The sequence below is a fragment of the Rickettsia endosymbiont of Ixodes scapularis genome (genome assembly GCF_000160735.1).
Lineage (GTDB): Bacteria > Pseudomonadota > Alphaproteobacteria > Rickettsiales > Rickettsiaceae > Rickettsia > Rickettsia tamurae.
The window spans coordinates 1,788,489-1,790,937 of the sequence record NZ_CM000770.1; the positions used below are offsets into that span (position 1 = coordinate 1,788,489).

The window sequence follows — 2,449 nt, forward strand, 5'->3', positions numbered from 1 at the left end:
TAGACGTAATGGCAATTATGAAAAGACTCTAATAGATTCCGAGGGTCGTAAATTGATAGTAGAAGTGCCAAGGGATCGGGAAGGAGAATTTGAACCTCAACTAATTCCAAAAGGAGTAAGGAGATTTGAAGGATTTGATGATAAAGTAATATCTTTATATGCTAGGGGAATGACTATTCGAGAAATACAAGGGCACTTAGAAGAACTATATGCCACCAAAGTATCATCTGAGTTAATATCAAAGGTAACTGATGGCATTTTAGAGGAAGTTACTGCGTGGCAGAATAGAGCACTTGATAGTGTATATCCTATAATGTAGATTGTATTCATGTTAAGGCAAGAGACAATCATATAATAATAAATAAAGCAGTTTATCTAGCTATTGGCGTGAATATAGAAGGCAAGAAGGAACTATTAGGTATTTGGATAGGCAAGAATGAAGGATCTAAATTTTGGATGCAAGTAGTAACAGAACTGAAGAATCGTGGTGTAGAACAAATATATGTTGCGTGTGTTGATGGTCTTAAAGGTTTTCCAGAAGCAATAAATAGCATTTTCCCAAAAACCACAGTACAACTGTGTATTGTTCATATGGTAAGAAACTCTGTAAAATACGTATCATATAAAGATTTAAAATTGGTAACAGCTGATTTAAAGGCAGTTTATTCTGCAATAAATGAAGCAGAGGGATTAAGAGAATTACAAAATTTTGCTAAAAAATGGGATGAAAAATATCCAGTTATTTTTGATATATGGCAGAGAAATTGGTCTGGAATAGCTCCGTTCTTTAGCTTTCCGGAAGACATTAGAAAGGCGATTTACACTACTAATGCTATTGAATCAACTAACCGTCAAATTCATAAAATTATAAAAAATAAGGGGGTATTTCCAGATGATAAATCGATTCAGAAAATAATCTTTTTAGCATTGACAAATGCTTCTAAAAAATGGACAATGCCTATTAAGAATTGGGCCATGGCTTTAAATCAATTTGCTATACTTTGTGATACTAATTTACAAAATTGGGCAAATGGAGAAATCGTACTTACACAAAAAATCTGACAGACCCGAAAAATTAAAGGTTCTCTACGGTAATGCAATATTATCTTCGTTTGATAAAGATTCTATTATTAATTTAGAAGATTTGTAAATTGACAGTCTTTGTAATCTTAATGCAGCAATTACTATTTATTAAGCTTACTGAAATAATCGGACCAAGAGTCGAAGAGATATTATCAATGGTAAAAGCTGAATATACGCGAGTTTCGTATTAAGATGCCTAAATTATGGTTAATGAATATGCTATAATCCTTATCCTTTCAAGGTTTGTAAGAGGTGTGACAAGTTTTACAATTTAATAGTTATAGTCAAAAAAGACAATTTACTAAAAATTTATGCAGTTTTAAGTACATTTTATAACAAAAACAATATTACTAATATCCTCGTAACCCAGTTACTATCAGCTATTCAGTTCCTCTATTAATACGAAACTCACGTGAATATGATAAAGCAACAAAGGGACAACCGCTAGCGTCTCGAACTATCATTACCGGTGGCGGGTCAATACTTAGAGGTGTTAAAGAACTGGCAAATAAAATTTTTGAGCAAACAAGTTCGTATCGGTAAACCGGAAATTATTGACGGCTTGGTTGAAGACTTATAATCCCACTATCTACTCGACCGTTATCGGTATGTTAAAAATTCATGCCTTAAAACAATAGCACGAATCTTTTCATGTTGGATTAAACGAAAATACCAGCTTTCTCAAAAAACTTTTCATTTAGCTTAAGGAGAATATTTAGTGCTGGTATTTATAATAATTGATTTATACGTAAGTGCATAAAAAATTATTTATTACCTAAATCATTTTTTATGCAATTTCTTTTGTAGTAATTTTTTAATAGTTTGAGCATCAAGATTATTTGGGTCTAATTCTAATGCTTTATTTATTTCTATAACGCGAGTTTCGAATTAATATAGCATAGGATTTAGCATATCAAGAGAGATGTAATAGAAGGTTTATTATCAGACATTTGATAATTTATCAGTGCTGCAACCATATGCACAAAGGCATTTGTAACTGATCTATGCCTTGAATGCTCAAACTTCCCCAATAGTTTAATTTTACTAAACACAGATTCTATTAATGCTTTTTTAAGCAATAATATTTTATCCAACATAGACATAAGTTTATTTTTCATATTTTTCTTTACCCTAGTTACCATAAAAATTCCTTGCTCTAAAAGTTGTAGAAATAATTGTTGCGAAATATAACCACGATCTCCGAATACTTTACCAAAAAGATTTTTGATATCAGTTCCAGCTGTTTTCTATCATCCTTATTGCCAGGGCTAAAAGATGCTTTAACTATACCACCGGCTCTATTAATTATTAGATGTAGTTTAAGTCCATAGAACCAACCTTTTGTGTCTTACTGCTTGCTGCTATG

Annotated in this window: 2 protein-coding genes and 2 pseudogenes; 3 read left to right on the top strand and 1 reads right to left on the bottom strand. The window is 31.6% G+C overall.

Going from position 1 to position 2,449, the window contains the following annotated elements:
* The 3 genes and pseudogenes from REIS_RS11455 to REIS_RS16085 form a co-directional block, all read left to right on the top strand.
* The coding region (locus REIS_RS11455) for an IS256 family transposase (protein ID WP_008581247.1) at positions 1-319 on the top strand (319 nt) is incomplete at its 5' end.
* 38 nt (positions 320-357) lie between these two features.
* The gene (locus REIS_RS11460) at positions 358-1,062 is read left to right on the top strand and encodes an IS256 family transposase (RefSeq protein ID WP_241760966.1); all 705 of its coding nucleotides are present in this window, start codon (positions 358-360) and stop codon (positions 1,060-1,062) included.
* A 435-nt stretch (positions 1,063-1,497) separates the two neighbouring features.
* Positions 1,498-1,718: pseudogene (locus tag REIS_RS16085) on the top strand (cell division protein FtsA); the annotation flags it as partial.
* A 270-nt stretch (positions 1,719-1,988) separates the two neighbouring features.
* Here the strand turns inward: REIS_RS16085 and REIS_RS09050 are convergent.
* Positions 1,989-2,392 (bottom strand): annotated as a pseudogene (locus REIS_RS09050) (transposase).
* Positions 2,393-2,449 lie beyond the last annotated feature (57 nt).